Consider the following 20,217-nt stretch of genomic DNA (forward strand, 5'->3'; position numbering starts at 1 on the left):
GGATGAAGGTGTGCAGCGTCCGCTAACAGGGCTTCATCCCCAGTTTCCCCAGGCGTGCTTGCGCACAGGCCGTGACCTGCACGCTCTCGGTCACCGGGGTGGGGATTCCTCGAGGAGTACATGTGGAGTCCTCGAGGAATCCTCGAGTTGTCCACGCATCGGTGCACAGGTGTGCACAACCCCGGGAAAACGGTGGAACAACTCGAGGAGCACTCGAGGATGGATGTTGAACAACTTCGGTACTCCACAGACGCCGCGCGTTCATCCTCGAGACACCCCGCGGTCATCCCCATGGCACCACGCCCCCTGAGCTGCGGATTCGGCGTCAGTACACAGATTCCACAGTGCCTACTACTACTTCAGTTCTTCTTCTAGAAGAACTCTCTTGAAAACAGGCTGTGTGGAAAGTCGGTCGGAGAGGTCACGCCGCGAACCGCTCCCGTCCACAGGCAAGGACACGAGCCGGAGTCGACGCGCATCGCCGACTCGAAGGCAACGCTCGTACGAACACCTGATCCGTCGATGACTCTGGGATGCGAATCCTCGAGGCCCCTACCTGGCCGCGCCTGGATGGCTCACGCCCCCAAGCCTTCTCGTGCCCGTCTAAGGGATCCGAACCGAATCTTCCGACTCGGACTCGAGACTCGGGGAGTCGGTCTAGCGGGTCGGGCTAGGCCACAGCCCTAGTCGCGGGTACGGTTTGGTGTCGGTCGCGTGTGCCACACTTTCCATGGCGGCCGATCCACTACCCTTCGCGAAACCAACGTTGAACGAGCCGACAGGCTTGGAGGACGAATGTCCGGCCACCGCATAACAGCTCACGGAACTGGGAGAGGACAGATCGGGCGATGGAGCTTGCAAGCATGAAGTTTCGGGTCGCCCGAGAGGACTTCGCGGAATCGGTTGCCTGGGTGGCGCGTAGCCTCCCGTCCCGGCCTCCCGTCCCGGTGCTCGGCGGCGTGCTGCTCGTCGCCGACGAGGGCGGGCTCACCGTCTCCGGCTTCGACTACGAGGTCTCCGCGCAGATGCGCGTGGCCGCCGAGGTCGCCGGCCCCGGCGAGGTGCTCGTCTCCGGCAGGCTGCTCGCCGACATCACCAAGTCGCTGTCGAACAAGCCGGTGGATGTGTCCGTCGACGGCACCCGCGTGCTGATCGCCTGCGGCAGTGCGAAGTTCTCCCTGCCGACCATGCCGGTCGAGGACTATCCCCAGCTGCCCGAGGTGCCGCAGCAGACCGGCGAGCTGAGCGTGGACGTGTTCGCCAACGCGGTCGGCCAGGTCGCCGTCGCGGCGGGCCGGGACGACACGCTGCCGATGCTCACCGGCATCCGCGTCGAGATCGAGGGCTCGAAGGTCGTGCTCGCGGCCACCGACCGTTTCCGCCTCGCGGTGCGCCACATCGAGTGGACCCCCGCCGACGCCGGCATCGAGACCGCCGTGCTCATCCCGGCCAGGACGCTGTCCGAGGCCGCCAAGACGCTCGGCGCCTCCGACGCTCCCGTGCAGCTCTCGCTCGGCACCGGCGCGGGCTCGGACGGCCTGCTCGGCATCGTGAACGCGGGCCGCAGGACCACCACCCGGCTGCTCGACGCCGAGTTCCCCAAGTTCCGTCAGCTGCTGCCGAAGGAACACACCTCGATCGCGACCCTTCAGGTGTCCGGGCTCACCGAGGCCATCAAGCGTGTGGCGCTGGTCGCCGAGCGCGGCGCCCAGGTGCGGCTGGAGTTCTCCACAGAGGGCCTGCAACTGTCCGCGGGCGGCGACGACGCGGGCCGGGCCGAGGAGTGGCTGGAGGCCGACTTCCGCGGCGAGTCGCTGACCATCGCGTTCAACCCCGGCTACCTGATCGACGGCCTGTCGGCGCTGCACGCCGACCGGGTCACCTTCGGGTTCACCACGCCGAGCCGCCCCGCCGTGTTGCTGCCCGCCGTCGACGACGAGCCGAAGGTGCTCGAGTCGGGTGCGTTCGCGGCGCTGGACAGCCCGTACACCTACCTGCTGATGCCGGTCCGGCTGCCGGGCTGAGCACCTGTGCACGACCGCGATCCGAGCTCGGCCCTCGCCTCGTTCGCCGCGAAATCGTCGGCGAGGCTGTGGTTTTCGGTGAAGAGGCCGCCGAGCTCGGGCGTACTTATGCACAGGTCTTCCACACGATGTGGGTTGATGCCGACCGGGCAGTCGGCGTGCACACAGCCTGGTATGGCAGAAGTCACGCAGGTAGGGGCCGGTTAGCGGATGTTCATCAGAACACTCTCGCTGCGTGACTTCCGCTCGTGGGAACACGCGGAGCTCGAGTTATCCCCAGGCCGAACGGTTTTCCTCGGCTCGAACGGCAACGGCAAGACCAACCTGCTCGAGGCGATCGGTTACCTCGCCACCCTCGGCTCGCACCGGGTCGCCTCCGACGCCCCGCTGATCAGGATCGGCGCCGACAAGGCGAGGATCGGCGCGTCGGTCGTCAACACCGGCCGCGAGTTACGGATCGACCTCGAGCTGAACCAGGGCAGCGCCAACCGCGCCCAGATCAATCGCTCCCCGGCGCGCAGGCCGCGGGAAATCCTCGGCATCCTGCAGACGGTGCTGTTCGCGCCGGAGGATCTCGCCCTGGTCCGCGGCGACCCGGGCGAGCGTCGCCGCTTCATGGACGAGTTGTGCACAGCCCGCCTGCCGCGACTCGCCGCCGTTCGCAGCGACTACGACCGCGTGCTGCGGCAGCGCTCTGCGTTGTTGAAATCCGCTGGGCGACAAGCCAGATCGAAGGCCGAGCTCGGCACGCTCGACGTATGGGATGGCCACCTGGCCACCCACGCGTCGGTGCTGCTGACCTACCGGCTGCGCCTGGTGCACGACCTGTACCCGTACCTGGCTCAGTCCTACGCCGCGATCGCACCCGAATCGCGGCCTGCCACCATCGCTTACCGCAGCGCGACGCTGCCGCCCGAATTCCTCGACCCCGCAAGGGAACCCCGGCCCGACGACACTGAGGCGCTCGAGGCCGTCATGCTGCGCGAACTCGCCGCGGCGCGGACCAAGGAGCTCGAGCGCGGCGTGTGCCTGGTCGGCCCGCACCGCGACGAACTCGAACTGAACCTCGGCGACGCGCCGGCCAAGGGCTTCGCCAGCCACGGTGAATCATGGTCCTTCGCCCTCGCGCTGCGCCTGGCTGCGTTCGAATTGTTGCGCGCCCACGGATCCGAGCCCGTGCTCTTGCTCGACGACGTCTTCGCCGAGCTGGACCGTCGTCGTCGCACCGCCCTCGCCGCCGTGGCCGCGGGCGCCGAACAGGTGCTGATCACCGCGGCCGTTCCGGAGGACGTCCCCGCCGAACTCGCCGCCGTCCCGCTGCGGGTGGAGACCAGTGGCGGCCCGGACGGCCGCACCTCGCGCATCGCCGAACCCGCCCAGCCTGCCTCCTGACGAATCGCGTTCGCACTGCGACGTATGCACAGAAAAGCATGGTTATCAACAGGACCTGTGGAGAACTGTCGCGTCATCGGCCGCGTGCGTGGCGGTCGTTCTGTCGGTGCGCTGTCGTAGAGTGACCCCCTGGCCGCGCGAGACGAGAGGAGCCTGGTGACCGATCAACAGGGCGCCGAACCGGCAGGAAAAGAGCCGGAACTGCGCGGTATCGATCTGGCCAGGCGGGCGCTCGAGGAGGCGCGCGCGGCGGCGAAGGCGAGCGGAAAGTCCGTGGGGCAGGGGCGATCCTCGCCGCAGCGCAAGGTGCGGACCGGGGCGCGTCGTCGCACCGGCTGGTCGGGCGCCGGGCCGGACGCGCGTGATCCGCAGCCGTTCGGAAAACTGACCGGGTCCCTCGCCAAGAGTCGCGGATGGTCGGCCAAAGTCGCCGAGGGGATGGTGTTCGGCCGCTGGGCCGGCGTCGTCGGCGAGGACATCGCCGCGCATGCCACGCCGTTGACCCTCAAGGACAACGTGCTGAGCATCGCCGCCGAATCCACCGCGTGGGCAACGCAATTGCGCATGCTGCAGAGCCAGATCCTGGCGAAGATCAACGCCGCGGTCGGGCCCGGCATCGTCACCTCGCTGAAGATCACCGGCCCGGCGGCGCCCAGCTGGCGCAAGGGCGAGCGGCACATCCGCGGCCGCGGTCCGCGCGACACCTACGGATAGGCCGGGGTTCCACGTGAAACCCGAAGCCGAGTCGCAGGATTCGTTCGTCGTTTACCGCCACCGCGGGGGTATGGGTAATTCATCGGCTACGCCGCCGACTCGGAAATGCGGGCATATCACCCGCGGCTGCGCGCGCCCGGAAGCGCCCCGCGATCCGTACCGCCCGATTCCTTCCAGAGGTGAGCTAAAGCCTCGGAGGGCAGAACAGACTCGTCGCGATCCGATTTCTCGCATTCACGGAGCCGTCAGGGGTGTCGTAGGTGCACTGTAAGTTGGGTGTACCAGTAGGATGGTGACGTAACTAGCGGCGATCACCTTCGGCGCGTTCCGTACAGCCCGCGTGGCCCGGTATCTCTCCAGCAGTCATGGGCAGGGATCAACGCGTGCTGTGCAGTGCCCCGCCAGGAGGATCAGCAAGTAAGGAGAGCTACCGACCAGTGGCTGCCAACGACTCCAACGCATCGGGCTCGACCAACGCTACCTCGGGCAAGGCGGACTACGGCGCTTCGTCCATCACGGTCCTCGAGGGGCTCGAGGCGGTCCGCAAGCGTCCCGGCATGTACATCGGTTCGACCGGTGAGCGTGGCCTGCACCACCTGATCTGGGAGGTCGTCGACAACTCCGTCGACGAGGCGATGGCCGGGTACGCGTCCAAGGTCGAGGTCACCCTGCTCGCCGACGGCGGCGTCGAGGTGGTCGACGACGGCCGCGGCATCCCGGTGGCCATGCACGCGCAGGGCATGCCGACCATCGAGGTCGTCATGACCCAGCTGCACGCGGGCGGCAAGTTCGACTCCGACTCCTACGCGGTGTCCGGCGGCCTGCACGGCGTCGGCATCTCCGTGGTGAACGCGCTGTCCTCCCAGCTGGAGGCGGAGGTCTACCGCGACGGCTACCACTGGACGCAGACCTACAAGGACTCGGTGCCCGGCAAGCTGATCCAGGGCGACCCCTCCAAGCAGACCGGCACCACGATCCGCTTCTGGGCCGATCCGAACATCTTCGAGACCACCACCTACAACTTCGAGACGGTGGCCCGCAGGCTGCAGGAGATGGCGTTCCTCAACAAGGGGCTCACCATCACCCTCACCGACGAGCGCGTCACCGAGGCCGAGGTCACCGACGAGGTGGTCAGCGAGACGGCCGACGCGCCGAAGCACGCGGAGGACGAGGCCGAGGCCGCGCCGGCCGAGCACAAGGTCAAGCAGCGCACCTACTACTACCCGGGTGGTCTGGAGGACTTCGTCCGCCACATCAACCGGACCAAGCAGCCGATCCACAACTCGGTCGTCGGATTCACCGGCAAGGGCCCCGGCCACGAGCTCGAGGTCGCGATGCAGTGGAACTCCGGCTACTCCGAGTCGGTGCACACCTTCGCCAACACCATCAACACCCACGAGGGCGGCACCCATGAGGAGGGCTTCCGCGCGGCGTTGACCACGGTGGTCAACAAGTACGCCAAGGACAAGAAGCTCCTCAAGGAGAAGGACGGCAACCTCACCGGTGACGACATCCGCGAGGGTCTGGCCGCCATCGTGAGCGTGAAGGTCTCCGAGCCGCAGTTCGAGGGCCAGACCAAGACCAAGCTGGGCAATACCGAGGTCAAGTCCTTCGTGCAGAAGGCCTGCAACGAACACCTCTCGCACTGGTTCGAGGCCAACCCGGCCGACGCGAAAACCATTGTGAACAAGGCGGTCTCCTCGGCGCAGGCCCGCGTCGCCGCGCGTAAGGCGCGAGAGTTGGTGCGGCGCAAGAGCGCGACCGACCTGGGCGGGCTGCCGGGCAAGCTGGCCGACTGCCGGTCCAAGGATCCGAGCAAGTCCGAGATCTACATCGTCGAGGGCGATTCGGCCGGCGGCTCGGCCAAGTCCGGCCGCGACTCGATGTACCAGGCGATCCTGCCGCTGCGCGGAAAGATCATCAACGTCGAGAAGGCGCGCATCGACCGAGTCCTCAAGAACAACGAGGTCCAGTCGATCATCACCGCGTTCGGCACCGGCATCCACGACGAGTTCGATATCGCCAAGTTGCGCTATCACAAGATCGTGTTGATGGCCGACGCCGACGTCGACGGCCAGCACATCGCGACGCTGCTGCTCACGCTGCTGTTCCGGTTCATGCGCCCGCTGGTCGAGCAGGGGCACGTGTATCTGGCCCAGCCGCCGTTGTACAAGCTCAAGTGGCAGCGCAGCGACCCGGAGTTCGCCTATTCCGACCGCGAACGCGACGGTCTGCTCGAGGCAGGCCTGGCCGCGGGCAAGAAGATCAACAAGGAAGACGGCGTCCAGCGCTACAAGGGTCTCGGCGAGATGAACGCCAAGGAACTGTGGGAGACCACCATGGACCCGACGGTGCGCGTGCTCAAGCTGGTCACCCTGGACGACGCCGCCGCGGCCGACGAGCTGTTCAGCGTGCTGATGGGCGAGGACGTCGAAGCCCGCCGCAGCTTCATCACCCGTAATGCCAAGGACGTTCGCTTCCTCGACGTATAAGCCGGTGCGCGTGCCACGTCACCGCCACCGCACCAGGCCCGCTAAGGAGAAGACTTCATGACCGACACGACGCTGCCTCCGTACGGAGGCACCGGCGGCGACCGGATCGACCCGGTCGACATCCAGCAGGAGATGCAGAACAGCTACATCGATTACGCGATGAGCGTGATCGTCGGCCGCGCGCTGCCCGAGGTGCGCGACGGCCTCAAGCCGGTGCACCGGCGCGTGCTGTACGCGATGTACGACAACGGCTACCGGCCCGACCGCGGTTACGTGAAGTCCGCGCGCCCGGTCGCCGAGACCATGGGTAACTACCACCCGCACGGCGACGCGTCGATCTACGACACCCTCGTGCGCATGGCGCAGCCGTGGTCGCTGCGCTACCCGCTGGTCGACGGTCAGGGCAACTTCGGCTCGCGAGGCAACGACGGCGCGGCCGCCATGCGCTACACCGAGTGCAGGCTGACCCCGCTCGCGATGGAGATGCTGCGCGAGATCGACCACGAGACGGTCGATTTCATCGCGAACTACGACGGTCGCTCGCAGGAGCCGACCGTGCTGCCGAGCCGGGTGCCCGCGCTGCTGATGAACGGCAGCAACGGCATCGCGGTCGGCATGGCGACCAACATCCCGCCGCACAACCTGCGCGAGCTGGCCGAGGCGATCTACTGGGCGCTGGACAATTTCGACGCGGACGAAGAGTCCACGCTGGCCGCCTGCATGGAGCGGGTCAAGGGCCCGGACTTCCCGACCTACGGCCTCATCGTCGGCAGCCAGGGCATCCAGGACGCCTACTCCACCGGCCGCGGCTCGGTCCGCATGCGCGGCGTCGTCGAGATCGAGGAAGACAACAAGGGCCGGACCACCCTGGTCATCACCGAGCTGCCCTACCAGGTCAACACCGACAACTTCATCAACTCGATCGCCGAGCAGGTGCGCGACGGCAAGATCGCGGGCATCTCCGACATCCACGACGAGTCCTCCGACCGCGCGGGCATGCGGATCGTCGTCACCGTCAAGCGTGACGCCGTCGCCAAGGTCGTGCTGAACAACCTGTACAAGCACACCCAGCTGCAGACCAGTTTCGGCTGCAACATGCTCTCGATCGTCGACGGCGTGCCGCGCACCCTGCGGCTCGACCAGATGATCCGGCTCTACGTCAAACACCAGTTGGACGTCATCGTCCGGCGCACCAGGTACCTGCTGCGCAAGGCCGAGGAGCGGGCCCACATCCTGCGCGGCCTGGTCAAGGCGCTCGACGCGCTCGACGAGGTCATCGCGCTGATCCGGCGCTCGGCCAACACCGACACCGCGCGCACCGGCCTGATGCAGCTGCTCGACATCGACGAGATCCAGGCGACCGCGATCCTCGACATGCAGCTGCGCCGCCTCTCGGCGCTGGAGCGGCAGAAGATCATCGACGAGTTGGCCAAGATCGAACTCGAGATCGCCGACCTGAAGGACATTCTCGCCAAGCCGGAGCGTCAGCGCGCCATCGTGCGCGACGAGCTGGCCGAGATCGTCGACAAGTACGGCGACGACCGGCGCACCAGGATCATCGCCGCCGACGGCGACGTCGCCGACGAGGACCTGATCGCCCGCGAGGACGTGGTCGTCACCATCACCGAGACCGGTTACGCCAAGCGCACCAAGACCGACCTCTACCGCAGCCAGAAGCGCGGCGGCAAGGGCGTGCAGGGCGCCGGGCTCAAGCAGGACGACCTGGTCAAGCACTTCTTCATCTCGTCGACGCACGACTGGCTGCTGTTCTTCACCAACAAGGGCCGCGTCTACCGCGCCAAGGCCTACGAGCTGCCGGAGGCCAGCCGTACCGCGCGCGGTCAGCACGTGGCGAACCTGCTCGCCTTCCAGCCGGACGAGAAGATCGCCCAGATCATCCAGCTGAAGTCCTACGAGGACTCGCCGTACCTGGTGCTGGCCACCAAGAACGGCCTGGTGAAGAAGTCGAAGCTGACCGACTTCGACTCCAACCGCACCGGCGGCATCGTCGCGGTGAACCTGCGCGACGAGGACGAACTGGTCGGCGCCGTGCTGTGCTCGGCCGACGACGATCTGCTGCTGGTTTCCGCGCTCGGCCAGTCGATCCGGTTCTCCGCGACCGACGAGGCGCTGCGCCCGATGGGCCGCGCCACCTCCGGTGTGCAGGGCATGCGGTTCAACGCCTCGGATGAACTCTTGTCGCTCAATGTCGTTCGGCCGGATACATATCTGCTGGTGGCCACGGCGGGCGGCTACGCTAAGCGGACTGCGATCGAGGAGTACACGCCGCAGGGCCGGGGCGGTAAAGGCGTATTGACCGTCCAATACGACCCCAAGCGTGGCACCCTTGTCGGTGCGCTCATCGTTGAGGACGACGATGAGCTGTATGCGATCACATCCGGTGGTGGTGTCATCCGGACGGTGGCCAAGCAGGTGCGTAAGGCTGGACGGCAGACCAAGGGCGTGCGATTGATGAACCTCGGCGAGGGCGATACGTTGCTAGCTATCGCGCGCAATGCCGACGAGCCCGATCCCGACCTGCTCGCCGGCGAAAGCAGCGACACCGGTTCCTCCCAGTAGTAACCCAACAGCGGCGGCAACGAACGGATCTAAGGATTCCCATTGACCACTCCGAATCAGCCGAATGACGAGCGGCACCCAACGAACGGTGTGACCGAGCGGATCGCACCGTCACCGATTCCGCCGCGGCCGATCCCGCGGCCCGCGTCGTCGGCCGATAACGGCCAGCAGGGTGGGCAGCCCGGTGGCGGCCAGCCCAACGGTGGTCAATCGGGTGGCGCCCAGTCCGCCGGTGGCCAGCGCGGTGGCCAACCGGGCGGCGGGCAGCAAGGCCAGCAACGCGAAATGCAAGACAAGCAAGGCGATTTCGCGGGCAAGCCGAAGGGGCCGGAGCAGGCTCCCGGTCACAGCGGGCAAGATCCGTTCGATCAGACTGTGCGCATGAACAACTCAGAGCCCGGCGCACCCGAGTCGGGGGATCAGTCCGGCGGCAACGGCGGCGGCCAGTCGCCGTTCCAGGACGGCTGGGCACAGCTGCCGCAGCGGGAACCACAGTCCAACCTGTACCGCCCCGGCCAGGCGCCGGTCACCGGACGCCCGAGCGGCTCCGGCGCCTCGTCCGGCGGCGGGCTGGGCGGCGGCATGACCAACGCCCGCACCACCGCCGACCTCGCGGCCAAGGCGGCCCGCAAGGAAGCCGCCATGGTGAAGTCCGTCGGCATCGACGGACCCACCCGCAGCATCGCGCGGCCAGAACTGATCAAGGACATGCCGGACCTTTCGGAGATCCGGCACCCGCTGCCGCCCTCGGTCGAGCACACCGGCCCGCAGACGCCCGTCTCACCCGCCGCGCCCGTCGCGGTGGCCGCGGCCGTCGCCGGCGAGCCGCTGCGGGCCACCGTGCAGATCCGCCGCATCGACCCCTGGTCGACGCTGAAGATCTCGCTGGTGATCAGCGTCGCCATGTTCTTCGTGTGGATGCTGGCCGTCGGCCTGCTCTACATCGTGCTCGAAGGCATGGGCGTGTGGGAACGACTGAACAACACCTTCACCGACATGGTGTCCCAGGACAGCGGGTCGGTCGGGCTCATCGACGCGGGCACCGTCTTCGGCTACGCGGGCGTCATCGGCCTGATCAACGTGGTCCTGTTCACCGCCCTCGGCACCGTCGGCACATTCATCTACAACCAGTGCTGCGATCTCGTCGGCGGCATCCAGGTCACCCTGGCCGACCCCGACTAGACCTCGGCCTCCCACGGCCGGCGTCGCCCCACCCCGGGCGACGCCGGCCGTTTTCGATGGGCGCGGCCACCCTGAACGACCAGACGGCAAGCCTGTCAGCAGCGTCACTACCAGCCGTTTTGGAGGTAGCGCGAAAGGTCGGGTAATCTCTAGCCTCGGCTCAGGTGGAAGAACACAAGAGTCATACGGGCCTATAGCTCAGGCGGTTAGAGCGCTTCGCTGATAACGAAGAGGTCGGAGGTTCAAGTCCTCCTAGGCCCACTCCCGAACATCACAGTAGGGTGGGAACCATGAAACTCATTGTCACGGTCGGTGCCGTGGTCGCGGTTCTCATCGGCATCTCCAAACTGCGCCAGCGCAACGACGCGGACATGTGGCACGAGGTCACCACCCGCTGACACGGGGCCTTAGCTCAATTGGCAGAGCACTGCCTTTGCAAGGCAGGGGTTAGGGGTTCGATTCCCCTAGGCTCCACTCGATCGGTTAACCATGCCCATGGAACGCAGGGGCCTTTTCTCGTTCCGCGTGTTTTGTGGGGGCGCAGCCCCCACGCCCCGCCCGGAGGGGCTTCGCCCCCCGGACCCCCTTGGATGGTTACCTTTTTGGGGATGTGTACAGCGCGATGGTTGACGCCTCGCTTCGCATCGGGGGTGGCTCTAGGTGGGCGTTTTCTTTCGAAGTTGCTTTTTGCTGGAACAATTGGGGCTGGGCTGGGCTGGGAGGGCTTGGCGGGGTGTTGGGCTTGTTCTATGCCTGAGAGTTGGGCTTGTTGAGCTGGGGCTTGTTCTTTGCCGGTTTGTGGAAGGGAGTGCACCCCAAGCTGTTTGGGCTGTGGGGTACCTTCCTTTTTCTTTTAGTCCTTCTCCCTCAATCTTTTCTGGTTGCTGTGCTTGCTAGGTGGGTTAGGTCCTCTTGGGTGGGCCAGGTGCGGACCTCGTAGCGGCGGGGGGTCATTTGGGGGATGGGGGTTAGGTTCAGGTGGGCTGCTACTGCTTCGAAGGGGGCCTCTAGGAGGGGGGTCATTTCTCCGTTTTCCTCTGTGCAGAACAGGATTCGGTCTGCTTCGGGGAGTAGGTATTCGACGTCTTTGCCCCAGACTGCGAGGGTGTAGGGGCCGGGGTCGGCGGCTACGTAGATGACCGAGGCTACGAAGGCGGGGGGTAGGTCGGGGTGGTGGGGGAAGGTGAGGTCGCGTTCCAGGGACTCGTTGAAGGTTGTTGTCTGGGCGTCGTATTCGGTGATGGCCAGGCCGCAGCGGGCGCGTAGGGCCTGGGGCTGGTGGCGGTGGTGGGGGATTCGGTCGAGGGGGACTACCTTGCCCTCGTCGTCGATTGTGTAGGCCTGGGGGGAGATTGGGCGTACTGCGTTGCGGTAACGCTGTTCTACCTCGGCGAAGAGGGGGGTCAGGTCGCCGGTGTCGGGGACTATGAGCAAGGTGTCTACGTCGGGCATGAAGGCCAGGGGGCGGTGGGTGCCGTCGCCGGTGCCTGCCAGCCAGCCGGGGATCAGGGGCCAGGAGGTGCAGTAGCCGTCGCCGGTGTCGGAGAAGTGGAGCAGGCCCGAGCCGGTGATGCCGTGGGAACCCGCTAGGGCCGTGAGGTTTTCGCGAGCCGCGGCGAAGACCTCGTCGGCGTCTACACCCCAGTTCTCCAAGGTGGTCGCGGAGACGATCGAGCGGGAGTGGGGTCGGTCGATCGCGACCAGTTCGTCCAGGAACGGGAACGCGGGGCGGGTGAGCGGCGGGGCGGCGTCGGCGGGGGTGTTGAGGCCGAAACCGTTGGGGCGCAGGATTGGTCGCAGCAGGGGGCGGACGTCGGGCCAGGTGTCCGGCGCGTCGGCCTCCCGGACGCCGGCGACGAAGTTGGCGATGCGCCGGTCGCGTTCGGCGGCGGGCAGCTCGGCGGCCTCCCGGAAGACGTTGCCCAGGTACAGATGCAGGTCGCCGACGACGATCTCGAAGCCGTCGGGGTGATACTCCGCGTCGGGCTCACCGATGGCGCTCAGCTGCTGCAGGACGAGCGCCGCGAACTGGTCGGCGTCGACCCCGAAATTCTCCTCCACGCGGTCACCGTAACCGGCCGGCGGAACGAGCGCACGGAGTCATCGGTCCGACAGCGGTCCGTGCCGATCGAGATGCAGGTAGGTGTAGCCGGTGACGATGAGGCAGACGACCGTCGCGGTGATGAGCATGGCCCAGCCGGCGACGAGCATGCTCAGCAGGCCACCGAGCAGGGCGCCGAGCGCGAAACTCAGATAGAGCAGGAAGTAGCCGAGCCAGTCCGCGTAGTCGCCGCCGCTGATGTGCCGTTCGATGCCCTGCGCCAGCTTGACCAGGGTGCCGGTGACGTAGCTCAGCGGCACCGACACCTCGCCGTCCTTCACGAACGAGGTGTTCAGCGCGCCGACGCCGAACGCGACGAACAGGATCGGCACGAAGTCGATGCTGGCGGTTTCGGGGTCCTGGAATCGGACGATGTCGATGATCGACGCCGTGGCCAGGCTGAAAGTGGTCAGCAGGGTCGGACCGTGGGGATGCCCGGACCAGTAGTGTCTGCGGCACCAGGAGGCGACCACGACGCCGGCGACGAACGACGCGAGCAACCCGGCCGCGGCTGCGGCGGTGTCGTTCTGGTCGTGGAAGTGGCCGAGGATGGCGCGCTCGGTATTGCCGGTCATGAAGGTGACGAAGTAGCCGGCGGTATGCATGAACGCCGCGGCGCCGATCAAACCGGCCAGTGCGGCCAATACCCAGGACAGTCTCGCTTCGTTGTCGAAAAGCGCCCTCTTGCGTGCTTCGTCTGGTTTCGGCACAGGTCAGGCTCCTTTCGAGGCGGATGTGACTCTTCAGTGTTACCGCTCGCCCCTGAGACGCGCATGTGCAGCGCCGTGGGTTGCCGGACGGTCACCAATACTCCGGGAAGTGAAGGCGAGGCTCGCCCGGCGAAAGAGCTCGGGTTGTTCGAGTGACGAGAGAGCGGCGTCCTGCGTGGTCAGTATCGGTGCGGCACGATGCCGTCGGCCACCGAGTGACTCGGGAATCGACGCGCGGGTGTGCCGCTCGAGCGGCCGCGGTGTTGTGACCGGTCGCACGAGAGAAGCGGTACGGGTCGATGTGTGACCATGCGTCGGGACCGCGCCCGTTACCGTGCAGGAGTGGACTCCGTGCTCGACTACCTACTGACCGAACACGTCGCCGCGACCCCGCTCGACGATGTCGCCGCGGCGTGGACGCGGCATCGCGTGGCCGCGAACCGGTTCGACAAGCCGGTCGACGTCGCCCTCGCCGGCGGGTTCGGCGCCGACCGGCTGGGTTACGCGTTCCTCTCCGGATACCAGGAGGCGTTGCGCGCGCTCATCCCCGATCTGCCCGCCGACGAGCTGGTCGCCCTGTGCGCGACCGAGGCGGGCGGTGGCCATCCGTCGGCGATCGAGACGACGCTGCGCGAGGACCTCGGCGGCCCCCGCCTCAACGGCACCAAAACCTTTGCCACACTGGGCATGCTGGCGCAGCGGCTGGTGGTGATCGCCAGCGTCGGAGCGGACGCGTCCGGCCGGAATCGATTGCGCGCCGGCATGGTCGCGGCGGGTGAGGCCGGAGTGCAGGTGACGAGTCTGCCCGCGACCGCGTTCGCGCCGGAGATCCCGCACGCCGTGGTGACGCTGACAGATGTCGCCGCGGTGGTGTTGCCGGGCGACGGGTATGTGGAGTACCTCAAGCCGTTCCGCACGATCGAGGACGTGCACGTGCTCGCGGCGGCGCTCGGCTGGCTCGTCCGGGTCGCGCGCGCGTCGAGCTGGCCGCGGCCGGTGGTGCAGCAACTGCTCACCGCGGTGGCGGCGGTGCGTGGGCTGGACATCGATGCGCCGAGTTCGCCGGGCGTGCATGTGGCGCTGGGCGGCGCGTTCGCGTACTTCGGCCAGCTGCTGGCGGAGGTGGATTCCCTGTGGCCGTCGGTGGATTCGGTGACGCGGCAGCGGTGGGAGCGGGATCGTCCGCTGCTCGCGGTCGCCGGGCGGGTGCGCGATCAGCGGCTGGCTACGGCCTGGCGATCGGTGCTGCCCGGTCTCGATCAGGCGGATTGACCTGGTCCGGAAATGGGGAGCGGGCCTCGGCGAAGGGGGGGAGTTAGCCGAGGCCCGCGTAAGGTCGGCCCGGGGGGAGGGGCCGACCTGAATGATCCTACGCGATGAACGGCGTTTGTGTACGCGTGGGGAGGGCCACTTTTCGAAGATTTTTTGGGTGGGCTTACTTTCTGCTAGTTCGTGACCGTTTCGGGTACCCCGATGGGCCACGCGGTCGCTCCCCGGCGGTGGCCTGGAGTTTGCCAAAACCGCTGTTACGCAGGCAGATACCTGGTTTCGGGCGATGCCGGAAGCGGGTGTGGAAGCCGCGTAATAAACATGCCGACCGGTCTTTGTGTGGTGCGAATCGCTCTCGAAATCGAATGATGCGGCGGGAGCGGCAGGCGTGTACCGCGTGTCGTCTCGTCGGGGTGTCCTGACGGCCCGAACCTGTCGTACCCCGATGCGAACATGTGTTCGTGTGCACAGTGGATGCCGGTGGCCGTCGTGGCCGAGCGATGAAGGCGCTCGGTAGTTTTCGGCTCGCTGGGCCCGGGACCGAGTACCGTGCGCCGGCTATTCGGGTAGTCCGCTACCCGCGACGCGCAGGGGTGTCTGGCGGGAGTATGGAACCGGTCGCACTTCGATCCGGCACCCCCGAGCACCGCCTGGATCGAGGTGCGGCCTTCCGCTTTCTTCGGGCGGCCACGCGGCGGAAATGTGGGGGCTGGCAGGCTCGCCAAAACTCTGTACATTGTAGAGAGATGTCGCCGCGTAGAAGGATTCGAGCGATTGCCCACCTCAACGCCTCCACGGGTGTTCCCGACCGTGGTCGAGCCGCCGCTGCGCCTGATCGACCACCTCGCGGCCCACGGACTCGTCTCGCTGCCCAGCGGATGGTTTCCATGATCGAAATGCCGAACAAATCGGAGGAAATCATCGGCGGTCAGGACAATACTGACTCGTACCGCCCTTGCTCCGATCGAAAATTCGCAGACAGCCGACGTCCATTGAATACATCCCAGGAAAACTCACGATCAGGAGAAATATGCCCGACGCAATAGTCGCCGAGGGACTGGTCAAACGATACGGCGCTCTGGTCGCCCTCGACGGGCTCGACCTCCGGGTGCCGCAGGGGTCCGTCACCGCGCTGCTCGGACCCAACGGCGCAGGTAAAACCACCACGGTCCGGGTGCTCAGCACCCTGCTCATCCCCGACGCGGGTCGCGCCACCGTCGCGGGCATCGACGTGCTGCGCGACCCACGGGCGCTACGTTCGCGGATCGGGGCCTCCGGCCAGTACGCCGCGGTGGACGAATACCTCACCGGTTCGGAAAACCTCGAAATGGTCGGCCGGTTGTATCACATGGGCGTGCGGCGCAGTAAAGAACGAGCGCGTGAACTACTCGAACGGTTCCGGCTCAGCGACGCCGCCGACCGGCCGGTGCGCACGTACTCCGGCGGTATGCGCAGGCGGCTCGACCTGGCGGGCGCGCTGGTGGCCAACCCGCCCGTGCTGTTCCTCGACGAGCCGACCACCGGCCTCGACCCGCGCGCGCGGCTCGACCTCTGGGACGTCATCGAGGAGTTGGTGGCCGGCGGCACAACCCTCCTGCTCACCACGCAGTACATGGACGAGGCCGACCGGCTGGCCGACGCGATCGCGGTGATCGACCACGGCAGGGTGATCGCCCGCGGCACCGCCGACGAGCTGAAAACGCTGGTCGGTGGCGACCGGATCGAGCTCACCGTCGACCACGCCGACAATATCGGCGTCGCGACGCAGGCGCTGAAAAGCCTGGCGGACGGCGAGATTCGCGTCGAGCCGGGGCTGCGCCGCATCATCGTCCCGGTGTCGGACGGCTCGCAGGCGCTGGTCGCGGCGATCGGCAAGCTGGCCGAGCTCGACGTGCGGCTGCACGATGTCGGCCTGCGCAGGCCCTCGCTCGACGATGTGTTCCTCTCCCTCACCGGCCACGAGGCGGAGGAACTGGTCAACGGCGGCGGCGCGGCGGCCGAGTTCGAGACGGCGGAAGGGAAGTCCCGATGACAACGACGGCTTCGGTAGTCGATCGATCCTCGTTGGCGGGGAAGCTGTCGATGGTGGTCAGCGACAGCATGACCATCGCGAAGCGCGGGATCATCAAGATCAAGCGCGTGCCGGACGTGCTGGTCTTCTCGACGCTCTCGCCGATCATGTTCGTGCTGCTGTTCGCCTACATCTTCGGCTCGGCGATCGATGTGCCCGGCGTCAGCTACCGCGAGTTCCTGATCGCGGGCATCTTCGCGCAGACCGTGGTGTTCGGCGCGTCGTTCACCGGCGCCGCGCTGGCCGAGGACATGCAGAAGGGCATCATCGACCGATTCCGCTCGCTGCCCATGGCGCCGTCGGCCGTGCTGATCGGCCGGACGCTCAGCGATGTGGTGATCAACGTGGTGAGTCTGACGGTGATGTCGCTGACCGGGCTGGCGGTCGGCTGGCGGATTCGCGGTTCGTTCCTGGACGCGGTGCTGGCCTATGTGCTGCTGTTGCTCTTCGCCTACGCGGTGTCCTGGATCATGGCCTTCGTCGGCCTGCTGGTTCGCACGCCGGAGGTCTTCAACAACGCCAGCTTCATCGTGGTCTTTCCGCTGACCTTCATCGGGAACACATTCGTGCCCAGCGAGAAGCTGCCGTCGGTGCTGCGGGTGATCGCCGAGTGGAACCCCGTCTCCGCCCTCACCCAGGCCTCACGCGACCTGTTCGGCAACACCGACCCGCTGGCCGCCCCGCCGACCGCGTGGGCACTGCGCAACCCCGAGCTGACGACCTTGATCTGGGTCGTGGTCATCATGGTGATCTTCGTGCCCTTGTCGATCCGGCAATACAAGAAGACCGTCAGTCGCTAGCCGACGCTCCTCCGCGACGCTGGACTCAGCGACCGTTCTCCGCGCTCGCACCCGCCACCGGGGCGGGCGCGGAGCCGTTGCGGGAGTAGCCGATGCGCGGGGGCGCCGGGGCCGGGGCGGGCGGCTGCGGGCGCCTGCTGCGGATCAGCCACGCGACGCTGCCCGCCAGCGCGACGACGACCGCGACGATGAACCGGTTACGAGTACGTGCGGATACATGTAGTGGCCCCAAGGTCATTGGCCCATGCTGGCACAACCGGGCCGTTCATGCAGTAGCGCCAGCTCAACGCCGCTCGCGGCGGCGCGACGCACCGGTACTCGACCGCCTCTGCGCGCCCCGACACGGGCGACGCCCGCCCGGTGCGCTGAAGTTCCGGCGCGGCGGGACCGTAGCATTGCGGCGTGACCTCACCGAATCAGACCGCTGTGGCGACGCTCCACACGAATCATGGCGACATCAAGATCTCGCTCTTCGGTAACCACGCGCCCAAGACGGTCCGCAACTTCATCGGCCTCGCCGACGGTTCCGCGCCGTACACCACCGATAACGCCAGCGGCGGCCGCACCGGCCCGTTCTACGACGGCGCGGTGTTCCATCGCGTGATGGCCGGCTTCATGATTCAGGGCGGCGATCCCACCGGCACCGGGCGCGGCGGCCCCGGCTACGAGTTCGGCGACGAGTTCCACCCGGAACTGCGCTTCGACCGCGGTTACCTGCTGGCGATGGCCAACGCGGGGCCGGGGACCAACGGCTCGCAGTTTTTCATCACCGTGCGCCCACAGCCGCACCTCAACCGCAAACACACCATCTTCGGTGAGGTCATCGACCCAGAGTCGCGCAACGTCGTCGACGCGATCGCGACGACGGCCACCGACCGCAACGACCGCCCACTGCAACCTGTGGAAATCACCAAGATCACGATCGAATGAGCTCATGACCGCCCAGCCGCCCGCACCGACGTGCGTTCGCCATCCCCAACGTCCCACCGGCCTGGCGTGCACGCGCTGCGGACGGCCCGCCTGCCCGGAATGCCTGCGCCCCGCCGCGGTCGGCCAGCACTGCGTCGACTGCCTGCGGCAGGAGCGCCGTGATGTGGCCCCCGTGCGCACCGTGGCGGGCGCGCCGGTGGCCAGGGCGTCGCTGCCGTACGTGACGTACACGCTGATCGCGATCAATGTCGCGGTCTTCGCGATCACCGCCGCGCAGTCCAAGAGCCTGGTGGCGAACCGGACGTCCGCCCTCTTCCTGGACTGGGTGCTGGCTCCGCCGTGGGTCGGCGCCGGTGAGTGGTTCCGGGTGATCGGGTCCGGCTTCCTGCACTACGGCCCGATCCACCTGCTGCTCAACATGTTCGCGCTGTACGTGATCGGGCGCGATACCGAGTTGGTGCTCGGGCGGCTGCGCTACCTCGCGGTCTATCTCGTGTCGTTGCTCGGTGGCTCGGCCGGTGTGATGGTGTTCGCGCAGAACACCCAGACGGCCGGCGCGTCGGGTGCGGTGTACGGACTGTTCGGCGCGATCACCGTCATCCTGATCCGGCTGCGGCAGAACCCGAATCAGATGTTGATCTTGATCGGCATCAACGTCTTCATCAGCTTCTCCCTGCCGGGCATCTCGCTGTGGGGGCACCTCGGGGGCTTGGCCGCAGGCACGCTCGCGACGCTGGGCATTCTGTTCCTGCCCACCTGGCTGCGCGCGAAGTCACAGGAGACCGCTCGCCTCATCGGCTGGATCGCCGTCGCGGTCGTCGGCTTGGTGGCGATCGGGGTGATCGGCGCTACCGCTATGTCGCTGGCCTGATGTCGGGGCGCGGCTTCACGTGAAACACGTCTGACCGACCTCCGTCACGATGTTCTGCCTGTGTATAACTTGTGGACAACCGGGCTCAGCGAGTGGTCTCACCCGACAGCCGGAGCTCCCGAACGAGGATGTCGTATACGTCGTCGGGCCTGGTGCCGAGGTCCCAGCGGCCGAAGATGAGCAGCCGTTCGGTGCCGTCGTGGTCGACGTCGATCTCCAGCATCGGCATCTTGCGGCCGAGGCGGCGGTAGTCCACCACCCGGGCGCGGACGATCTGCTCGCGGCCGTATTCGTCGGCCCCGAGCAGCGTGCGTACGACCATGCGCGGGTCGGCCCCGGGGACGACGGCCAGCCGGGGGCGTTGCCGGAAACCCAGTCCTGCCAGCGCCAATAGCCCGAGCGCGGCCAGTCCGACGAGCAGGCGACTGGCGGGCTCGTTCGCGAGGATCGCGGCGACGGCCAGCACGAGGCCGCCGCCGGTCACCGCGATCAGGGCAGGCGTCGGCGTGGCCCAGGCGAGGCGCGGGGTGGCGTCGCGCGGCTCGGACTCCGGCTGTGGATCGGGAGAATCAGGCGTCACGCGGTCACTTTCCCCAATCGCTCCTCGAGTTGTCCACAGATTCATCCACAGGTGTGTATGAATGACACGTCTGTAATCCAGATATGGTGTCCGTGTCGGCCGGAACAACCCAGATGTGGTGTCAGCGCCACCGCATGGTCATGATCAGGCCGACCACCATGAGGCCGAAACCGATCAGGAAGTTCCAGGCGTTGAGGTCGTTCATCCAGCCGATGTGGTCGGCGGCGAGGTAGTAGACGAGCAGCCACGCCAGCCCGGCGAGCATGAACCCGAGCATGATGGCGACGTACCAGACCGGCGACGGCCCGCCCTTCACCTTCACCGGCGTCCGGCTGGCGGGATTGATCGTGTAGTCGGTCTTCTTCCGGACCTTCGACTTGGGCATGACGTCCTCGTATTTCGGCGTGCAGGTCGGTACCGGCGGGGCAGGCGCGGGTGGGTCGTGCGGAGCTCGCTCGCCACGGTGGACGAGGCTCTGGCGCCCTCCGGTGTGCCTCTAGG

General features: G+C 67.1%; 18 protein-coding genes and 2 tRNA genes. 14 read left to right on the plus strand and 6 right to left on the minus strand.

What is annotated here, in order from left to right:
- The first annotated feature begins 848 nt into the window (after positions 1-848).
- The 5 genes from dnaN (at position 849) to gyrA (ending at position 9,202) form a co-directional block, all read left to right on the plus strand.
- Positions 849-2,024 (plus strand): DNA polymerase III subunit beta, encoded by a 1,176-nt coding sequence (gene dnaN, locus ON39_RS33690; protein ID WP_040740260.1) that lies wholly within the window; start codon positions 849-851, stop codon positions 2,022-2,024.
- Between the two features lie 210 nt (positions 2,025-2,234).
- Positions 2,235-3,416: a DNA replication/repair protein RecF gene (gene recF, locus ON39_RS33700; protein WP_040740263.1), complete on the plus strand. Its 1,182-nt coding sequence runs from the start codon at positions 2,235-2,237 to the stop codon at positions 3,414-3,416.
- A 153-nt stretch (positions 3,417-3,569) separates the two neighbouring features.
- Positions 3,570-4,130 (plus strand): DUF721 family protein, encoded by a 561-nt coding sequence (locus ON39_RS33705; protein WP_085998309.1) that lies wholly within the window; start codon positions 3,570-3,572, stop codon positions 4,128-4,130.
- A gap of 437 nt (positions 4,131-4,567) precedes the next feature.
- Positions 4,568-6,622, plus strand: coding sequence for a DNA topoisomerase (ATP-hydrolyzing) subunit B (gene gyrB, locus ON39_RS33710; protein ID WP_051187451.1), 2,055 nt, complete (start codon positions 4,568-4,570; stop codon positions 6,620-6,622).
- Positions 6,623-6,679: 57 nt separating this feature from the next.
- A complete protein-coding gene (gene gyrA, locus ON39_RS33715) occupies positions 6,680-9,202 on the plus strand; it encodes a DNA gyrase subunit A (RefSeq protein ID WP_040740266.1) in 2,523 nt (840 codons plus the stop codon).
- A gap of 111 nt (positions 9,203-9,313) precedes the next feature.
- Here the strand turns inward: gyrA and ON39_RS51555 are convergent, their stop codons facing one another.
- On the minus strand, positions 9,314-9,550 hold the full coding sequence (locus ON39_RS51555; protein WP_373283758.1) for a hypothetical protein: 237 nt from the start codon (positions 9,548-9,550) through the stop codon (positions 9,314-9,316).
- A 33-nt stretch (positions 9,551-9,583) separates the two neighbouring features.
- Between ON39_RS51555 and ON39_RS33720 the strand changes: the two genes are divergently transcribed.
- The 4 genes from ON39_RS33720 (at position 9,584) to ON39_RS33730 (ending at position 10,858) form a co-directional block, all read left to right on the plus strand.
- A complete protein-coding gene (locus tag ON39_RS33720; RefSeq protein ID WP_373283759.1) occupies positions 9,584-10,384 on the plus strand; it encodes a DUF3566 domain-containing protein in 801 nt (266 codons plus the stop codon).
- A gap of 187 nt (positions 10,385-10,571) precedes the next feature.
- Positions 10,572-10,645 (plus strand) — tRNA-Ile (locus ON39_RS33725).
- Between the two features lie 29 nt (positions 10,646-10,674).
- Positions 10,675-10,782: a DLW-39 family protein gene (locus tag ON39_RS50205; RefSeq protein ID WP_211336347.1), complete on the plus strand. Its 108-nt coding sequence runs from the start codon at positions 10,675-10,677 to the stop codon at positions 10,780-10,782.
- A 3-nt stretch (positions 10,783-10,785) separates the two neighbouring features.
- Positions 10,786-10,858: transfer RNA gene (locus ON39_RS33730), tRNA-Ala, on the plus strand.
- 393 nt (positions 10,859-11,251) lie between these two features.
- Here ON39_RS33730 and ON39_RS33735 read toward each other — a convergent pair.
- Positions 11,252-12,445, minus strand: a complete 1,194-nt coding sequence (locus ON39_RS33735; RefSeq protein ID WP_051187452.1) for a DUF1444 domain-containing protein — start codon at positions 12,443-12,445, stop codon at positions 11,252-11,254.
- A 39-nt stretch (positions 12,446-12,484) separates the two neighbouring features.
- Positions 12,485-13,195, minus strand: a complete 711-nt coding sequence (locus ON39_RS33740; RefSeq protein WP_040740270.1) for a YoaK family protein — start codon at positions 13,193-13,195, stop codon at positions 12,485-12,487.
- Between the two features lie 342 nt (positions 13,196-13,537).
- On the opposite strand from ON39_RS33740, the gene ON39_RS33745 reads away from it, so the two are divergent.
- The 3 genes from ON39_RS33745 to ON39_RS33755 all read left to right on the plus strand — a co-directional run bounded on the left by ON39_RS33745 (position 13,538) and on the right by ON39_RS33755 (position 17,335).
- Positions 13,538-14,467 (plus strand): acyl-CoA dehydrogenase family protein, encoded by a 930-nt coding sequence (locus tag ON39_RS33745; protein ID WP_040740272.1) that lies wholly within the window; start codon positions 13,538-13,540, stop codon positions 14,465-14,467.
- A gap of 1,027 nt (positions 14,468-15,494) precedes the next feature.
- On the plus strand, positions 15,495-16,496 hold the full coding sequence (locus tag ON39_RS33750) for a daunorubicin resistance protein DrrA family ABC transporter ATP-binding protein (RefSeq protein WP_040740274.1): 1,002 nt from the start codon (positions 15,495-15,497) through the stop codon (positions 16,494-16,496).
- The gene (locus ON39_RS33755) at positions 16,493-17,335 is read left to right on the plus strand and encodes an ABC transporter permease (protein WP_083894846.1); all 843 of its coding nucleotides are present in this window, start codon (positions 16,493-16,495) and stop codon (positions 17,333-17,335) included. The genes ON39_RS33750 and ON39_RS33755 overlap by 4 nt, the downstream gene beginning before the upstream one ends.
- Positions 17,336-17,360: 25 nt before the next feature.
- Here ON39_RS33755 and ON39_RS47715 read toward each other — a convergent pair whose 3' ends face one another.
- The gene (locus tag ON39_RS47715) at positions 17,361-17,573 is read right to left on the minus strand and encodes a hypothetical protein (protein ID WP_083894847.1); all 213 of its coding nucleotides are present in this window, start codon (positions 17,571-17,573) and stop codon (positions 17,361-17,363) included.
- Positions 17,574-17,737: 164 nt separating this feature from the next.
- Between ON39_RS47715 and ON39_RS33760 the strand changes: the two genes are divergently transcribed.
- Both ON39_RS33760 and ON39_RS33765 read left to right on the plus strand, forming a co-directional pair.
- On the plus strand, positions 17,738-18,265 hold the full coding sequence (locus ON39_RS33760; protein WP_040740278.1) for a peptidylprolyl isomerase: 528 nt from the start codon (positions 17,738-17,740) through the stop codon (positions 18,263-18,265).
- Between the two features lie 4 nt (positions 18,266-18,269).
- Complete coding sequence (locus ON39_RS33765; RefSeq protein WP_040740280.1) at positions 18,270-19,136, plus strand: rhomboid family intramembrane serine protease; 867 nt, start codon at positions 18,270-18,272, stop codon at positions 19,134-19,136.
- 85 nt (positions 19,137-19,221) lie between these two features.
- Here the strand turns inward: ON39_RS33765 and ON39_RS33770 are convergent, their stop codons facing one another.
- Entirely contained in the window at positions 19,222-19,716 is a 495-nt protein-coding gene (locus tag ON39_RS33770; protein WP_040740281.1) for a PH domain-containing protein, read from the minus strand.
- A 121-nt stretch (positions 19,717-19,837) separates the two neighbouring features.
- Positions 19,838-20,101, minus strand: a complete 264-nt coding sequence (gene crgA / locus ON39_RS33775; protein WP_040740282.1) for a cell division protein CrgA — start codon at positions 20,099-20,101, stop codon at positions 19,838-19,840.
- Between the last annotated feature and the right edge of the window lie 116 nt (positions 20,102-20,217).

The sequence above is a fragment of the Nocardia tenerifensis NBRC 101015 genome, from assembly GCF_000308715.1.
GTDB lineage: Bacteria > Actinomycetota > Actinomycetes > Mycobacteriales > Mycobacteriaceae > Nocardia > Nocardia tenerifensis.